This is a genomic window from Ferruginibacter sp. (genome assembly GCF_014377975.1).
Lineage (GTDB): Bacteria > Bacteroidota > Bacteroidia > Chitinophagales > Chitinophagaceae > Ferruginibacter.
The window spans coordinates 22,518-28,591 of record NZ_JACMOO010000333.1 but is presented as its reverse complement, the minus strand read 5'-3'; the positions used below and the strand labels follow the sequence as shown (position 1 = coordinate 28,591).

Sequence of the window (6,074 nt, the reverse complement as noted above, 5' to 3'; positions counted from 1 at the left end):
TGGTATCTTACTGGCTCGGTGGCTATTTTAACGGATGCTTTGGAAAGCACTGTGAATGTGGTTGCAGGGCTTATCGGTATTTATAGTTTGTATGTAAGTGCCAAGCCAAAAGATACCGACCACCCGTACGGTCATGGTAAAGCAGAATTCCTTTCCGCTGCCATTGAAGGTACACTGATATCTGTAGCAGGCCTCATCATTGTGTATGAAGCCATCAATAACCTGGTTCATCCTCATCCCATACAAAAACTAGACTATGGTATTTTGATTGTTGCCGCAACTGCTGTAATCAATTATATTACGGGCAGCATTTGTATCAATACGGGTAAAAAAAACAATTCACTTGTATTGATAGCAAGTGGTAAACATTTGCAAAGCGATACCTATTCTACCATTGGTATTATTGCCGGGCTGGTGTTGCTGTATTTTGTACAACTGTGGTGGATAGACAGTGCAGTGGCGTTTATTTTTGCCTTCATCATTATGTTTACGGGGTATAAAATTGTACGTACTTCCGTTGCCGGAATTATGGATGAAGCCGATGCCACTTTATTGAAAAAACTGGTGGTTACATTAAATACAAACAGAAAGCCCAACTGGATAGACCTGCATAATTTACGCATCATAAAGTATGGCGGTACCATTCATCTTGACTGTCATCTTACAGTACCCTGGTACATGAATGTACATGAAGCGCATCATGAAATTGATGTACTCTCCGCCCTTGTTAAAAACGAATATGGAGAATCTATGGAATTGTTTGTTCACTCCGATGGCTGTCTGGAATTCAGTTGCCGTATCTGTACAAAAGATGACTGCCCGGTAAGGCAACACCCGTTTGAAAAACAAATTGAATGGACAATGGCAAATATTGTTTCTAACAAAAAACATGCTGTAAACACGCTTTAATTATTCCTCGGCTGGAGAACCTGTACATTTAATTTTTTTCTGATAATAATCATCAATGGCCTTCAAATAGTTTGGCTACACCAAATGCTGCTGATGCAGCAAGAGCGCCAATTAAAGTAACTTTTACAGCACCCCAGATAGGATTAACCCCGGTGATTTTACTTTTAAAATAGCCAAATATAAAAAGACAGCCTAGGGTGGCAACTACCGATATTTTTAATGCTTCGGAAGAATCGCTGATAAAAAAGTAAGGGCTTAAAGGAATGATACCACCGGCAATGTACGAGAGGCCAATATTCAATGCACTTTTAGTAGCTCTTTTAGGGTCAGGTTCTTCCAAACCTAATTCATATTTCATCATAAAATTTACCCAGCGGTGTTTATCCTGTGCAATTTCTGCTGTGGCCTGTTCTTGCAATGCGGGACTCAAACCAATATTGGAAAAAAATTCTTTGGTCTCTTCAATCTCCCTGTGACGCTCGGTTTCCACTTCAAGGTATTCCCGTTTAATTTCACTTTGGTAATGGTCCTGTTCAGTTTTACCCGCAAGATATCCGCCCAGTCCCATTGCAATGCTACCGGCACAAATTTCAGCAATACCTGCAATTACTATAATGGTACTGCTGCTAACAGCACCACTTAAACCTGCTGCCAGTGCAAAGGGAACTGTCAGGCCATCACTCATGCCAATAACAATGTCCCTTAATGCATCAGAACTTTTTAAATGTGATTCTATATGGCTGTGGTGAAGATGTGTATCCATTCAATGGGTTATTTAATTGGTCTGTAAAAGTATAAACAAAGTTATAAGTATTAAGTTGCAGGTAGTAAGGAAATACATCCTGTTGGTGCGAGCCGATGCAAAAAGAGGAACGAAAACAAACTGTCTATACATCCAACCGTTGCTACAAAACATTTGGTTTTTTAATAGAAGAAAATCCTGCGCACGAAAAAATTATTAATTTTTAATTATTATCACGAAAGTGTTCTCTCATCACTTTAGCATAATGTACAATTGCTTTTTCCGGAGCTTCAATTTCGGGATGCCATAATTTTTCCCACTCAAAGCTATAATACCCATTGTAGCCGCTGTTGTATAATAAATCGATTGCTTCAAAAATGGGTGTCTCACCTTCTCCCAAAAATGTGTATTGCTCTTTACCATTTATAACCTTCAGGTCTTTGATATGAGTGTGATAAATGTATTTTTTCAACGATGAATACACCGTTGCGGGCGGTTCTTTTGTTACCGACCACATATTTACAATATCCCATACCATTCCTACATTTGGGCTGTTGGCAGCCTCCATTATTTTTTGAAGATCCGCAACGTACACCAATTCTCCATGCGATTCCAGCAGTACTTTAACGTTACTACCTTTTGCATATTCACCCAATTCACTCAAACCTTGTATGATAAGATCAATGGTAGCATTGCGTTCTACATCTTTTGGTAAATTGTTGGGAAATACTCTTATGTTTGGACAGTCTATTTTTTGCGCCAGATCAATAAAACGTTTTGCTTCGTCTAAATTTTTATTTCGCTCTTTGGTATCCTGGTGGTGCATGGCTGCGGAAGATCCAAGGTCTGAAAAATATAGTCCTTTTTCCTTCATAAGTTTACTGGTAGACAGTATATTTTCCGGTGTGCTGAATTCCCTGCATTTAGTGAGATCCAATTCCCTCTGTATCCCTCGTATTTCTATGCCATTAAAATGATTGCTGGCAGCAAAATCAATAATTTGTTCAAAAGTCCAGTCGGGGCAACCGAGTGTTGAAAATGAGAGTAACGGCATTTTTTTTTTCAGGTCAAATGAACTGCCTGTTATTGCCATAGCCAGTAACAAGCCCGAAGTTTGTAGAAAATCTTTTCTGTTGGTGTATTTCATACATGAATATGTTATTAAACCAATTTTTAAAATTAAGCAATCCGGCAGAGATTACGCATAAAAATAAAGTTAGCTAAATTAATATCCGGCTCTATCATATTGGGTTTATGCAAAAATATTTTCTTCTGGAAGCTAAAATTTTACTGGTTTAAATTTCAGTATATTTTTGTGTTAGTCAGCTAAATAATGTAATTAATTATGCCAGCGCCTGCAAACTTTTATCAATAATACTTACACAATCCATCACCTGTTCTTTAGAAATTAGCAATGGTGGAGCAAACCTTATTTTATCTCCATGGGTTGGCTTGGCTAACAGTCCATTTTCTTTAAGCGTTAAACACAGGTCCCAAGCTGCTTCTGGGTTGCGGTGTTTTATTACAATGGCATTCAGTAGTCCTTTGCCTCTTACCAGCGCAACAAAAGGGGAGTTTAATTTTTTTATTTCACTGCGCAACAGTTCACCCATTGCTGCTGCATTTTCACTCAGGCTTTCATCTTTTAGTACCTGCAACGCAGCAATAGCAACAGCACAAGCTAATGGATTTCCGCCGTAAGTACTGCCATGTTCACCTGGCTTTATGGTCATCATAATTTTATCATCTGCCAACACGGCACTTACAGGCAATACACCACCACTTAACGCTTTGCCTAAAATCAATATATCCGGACGAACATTTTCATGATCGCAGGCGAGCATTTTACCCGTACGGGCAAGCCCTGTTTGTATTTCATCCGCAATCATCAGCACATTGTACTCGTTGCATAAATCCCTGATGCCGGTTAAATAGCCTTCATCCGGAACCAGTACACCAGCTTCGCCCTGTATGGGCTCAAAAAGAAAGGCGGCAACATTTTTATTCTGAAAAGATTTTTCCAGCGCAGCAAGATTGTTGTAAGGGATAACAGTATAACCCTCACTAAACGGACCAAAATTATTTTTTGCAGATGGGTCACTGCTAAAGGTAATAACGCCCGTAGTGCGGCCATGAAAATTGCTTTGGCAAACTACAATCTCTGCCCTGTCAGGCTGCACATTTTTAATTTCGTATGCCCATTTACGGGCCAGTTTTAACGCAGTTTCCACTGCTTCTACTCCGGTGTTCATGGGCAACACTTTATCGTATCCAAAAAATGTGGTTACAATTTTTTCGTATTCACCCAACAGACTGCTGTGAAAAGCCCTGCTGGTAAGCGTTAACTCGCTTGCCTGGCGGGTTAAAGCCGCGATAATTTTAGGGTGACAATGGCCCTGGTTTACGGCTGAGTAGCCACTTAAAAAATCGTAATAACGTTTGCCATCTACATCCCACACAAAAACACCTTCGCCGCGATTTAATACAACGGGTAAAGGATGATAATTGTGTGCGCCGTATTTTTCTTCAAGGTCAATATGTTCTTGTGTGTTGATTGATAAAGTGGAGGTTGATTGCATGATGAATTGGCTTAAATAGTTTAAAATTAACCGGCTGTAATTTTTAAAAAAGAAATAGTATCAATAGAAAGGTTACGCTCCGCTGAGGGAGACTAAACAGAAATCCTGACTCAGTGATTGAGCAGATCAAGATTATTGCTAAGGAAGAATACTATGTTGTGCGAGGATTTGATATGATGTAATTTTTATGCAAGATATAAAATAAAGTTTACACCTTTTTCAAAAGGTGTAAACTTTATACGAAACACTTTACAAATCAAATTTAATGCCCTGCGCCAATGGTAATTTATCAGTGTAATTAATGGTGTTGGTCTGCCTGCGCATGTACACTTTCCAGGCATCGCTGCCGCTTTCCCTGCCACCACCTGTTTCTTTTTCGCCACCGAACGCACCGCCAATTTCAGCACCGGAAGTGCCGATGTTAACGTTGGCAATACCACAATCACTGCCCGCTGCAGAAAGGTATTGCTCAGCTTCCCGTAAATTATTGGTCATAATGGCTGACGATAAACCCTGGGGTACACTATTTTGCATGGCAATGGCTTCGTCTAAAGTTTTATATTTCATGATGTACAAAATAGGAGCGAAGGTTTCGTGCTGCACAATGGCGTAGCTATTTTTTACTTCGGCGATACAAGGTTTTACATAGCAACCACTTTCAAATCCTTTTCCTTTTAGCACACCGCCTTCCACAATAAAATTACCTCCTTCAGCCTCGCATTTTTCAATCGCATCTTTATACATTTCAACCGCCATGGTATCTATCAGGGGGCCCACATGATTCTTTTCATTTAATGGATCGCCGATCTTTAACTGCTGGTAAGCACGCACTAATTTTTCTTTAAATTTATTGTACACTTTTTCATGAATGATTAACCTGCGGGTGGAAGTACAACGTTGCCCTGCGGTACCAACTGCTCCAAAAGCAGCTCCAATCAGGGCCATGTCAAGGTCTGCATCTTTTGAAATGATGATGGCATTGTTGCCACCGAGTTCTAATAAACTTTTGCCCAGCCGTTGTGCAACTGCCGCAGCAACTGCTTTGCCCATGCGGGTACTTCCAGTTGCAGAAATAAGTGCAATTCTTGTATCATTGCTCATCCATTCGCCCACTTCTTGGTCGCCAATGATTAAATTATTAACCCCTTCCGGCACATTATTTTTTTTAAAAACCTTCTCGGTAATGTTCTGACAGGCAATGGCGCACAAAGGAGTTTTTTCACTCGGTTTCCACACACACACGTCGCCACAAACCCATGCCAGCATGGTATTCCAGCTCCATACAGCTACGGGAAAATTAAAGGCAGAAATAATGCCTACAATCCCCAGCGGATGGTATTGTTCATACATTCTATGCCCGGGCCTTTCGCTGTGCATGGTTAAGCCATGGAGCTGGCGGCTAAGGCCAACTGCAAAATCGCAGATGTCAATCATCTCCTGCACTTCTCCCAAACCTTCCTGTAAACTTTTGCCCATTTCGTAACTTACCAACTGACCAAGCGCGTGTTTCTGTAGACGCAATTCTTCACCAATCTGGCGTACAATACTTCCACGTTTTGGTGCAGGCCACTGCCTCCACTCCGTAAAAGCAATTTGCGCCTGCTGCAGCATAGCTTCGTAACTTTCTTTATCAGCACTTTTTACGGAGGCAATTATTTTGCCATCTACAGGAGAATAGGAATCAATTGCAGCGCCTTTGGATGCCAGCCATTTGGTTCCTGTTGAAACACCTCTGTTTTTTTGTTGTACCTGTAATGTGGAGAGAAATTGCATAGATTATTTTTGATAAAGTTACGATTGATTGTGGTGTTGACTGTGTGATAGCCCTTTTGTTAATAAGATAA

General features: G+C 40.5%; 5 protein-coding genes. 1 reads left to right on the top strand and 4 read right to left on the bottom strand.

Translation table 11 applies throughout. The annotated features are described in order from the left end of the window. Positions 1–909: cation diffusion facilitator family transporter (locus H7254_RS16535; protein WP_301934022.1), on the top strand; the 909-nt coding region annotated here is incomplete at its 5' end. Between the two features lie 52 nt (positions 910–961). Here the strand turns inward: H7254_RS16535 and H7254_RS16530 are convergent. The 4 genes from H7254_RS16530 to H7254_RS16515 all read right to left on the bottom strand — a co-directional run bounded on the left by H7254_RS16530 (position 962) and on the right by H7254_RS16515 (position 6,003). Next, positions 962–1,672, bottom strand: a complete 711-nt coding sequence (locus H7254_RS16530; RefSeq protein ID WP_301934021.1) for a VIT1/CCC1 transporter family protein — start codon at positions 1,670–1,672, stop codon at positions 962–964. A gap of 202 nt (positions 1,673–1,874) precedes the next feature. After that, on the bottom strand, positions 1,875–2,798 hold the full coding sequence (locus tag H7254_RS16525; RefSeq protein ID WP_301934020.1) for a sugar phosphate isomerase/epimerase: 924 nt from the start codon (positions 2,796–2,798) through the stop codon (positions 1,875–1,877). 196 nt (positions 2,799–2,994) lie between these two features. After that, entirely contained in the window at positions 2,995–4,230 is a 1,236-nt protein-coding gene (gene rocD / locus H7254_RS16520; protein WP_301934019.1) for an ornithine--oxo-acid transaminase, read from the bottom strand. Between the two features lie 249 nt (positions 4,231–4,479). Beyond that, complete coding sequence (locus tag H7254_RS16515) at positions 4,480–6,003, bottom strand: aldehyde dehydrogenase family protein (protein WP_301934018.1); 1,524 nt, start codon at positions 6,001–6,003, stop codon at positions 4,480–4,482. Positions 6,004–6,074: the final 71 nt, after the last annotated feature.